Source organism: Salinimicrobium oceani, from assembly GCF_012037645.1.
In genome coordinates, this window is record NZ_JAAVJR010001098.1 from 1 (window position 1) to 360 (window position 360).

Sequence of the window (360 nt, forward strand, 5' to 3'; positions counted from 1 at the left end):
TTTAACATTTTAGAAGGAGCAGGTTTCTGCCTTCATCCATTAATATTTTACCTTTGAGCTAATGGAGGAAAGCAAACTGGAGCTGCAGATCAAAACGCTTCCGGAGAACCCGGGAGTCTACCAATACTTTGATAAGAACGGAAGGATCCTTTACGTAGGCAAAGCCAAAAACCTCAAAAAAAGGGTAGCTTCTTACTTCAATAAGAACAATGACAGCCATCGCATACGGGTGATGGTAAAAAAGATCCACGAGATAAGGCATATTGTGGTTTCTTCGGAAACCGATGCGCTTTTACTGGAGAACAACCTTATCAAAAAGCATCAGCCTCGCTTCAACGTGATGCTGAAGGATGATAAGAC

The 360-nt window shown here is 41.9% G+C and carries 1 protein-coding gene; it reads left to right on the plus strand.

Going from position 1 to position 360, the window contains the following annotated elements:
* Positions 1 to 61: 61 nt before the first annotated feature.
* Positions 62 to 360, plus strand: a 299-nt coding sequence (locus tag HC175_RS20955; RefSeq protein WP_168139909.1) for a GIY-YIG nuclease family protein, incomplete at its 3' end; no start/stop codon positions are given.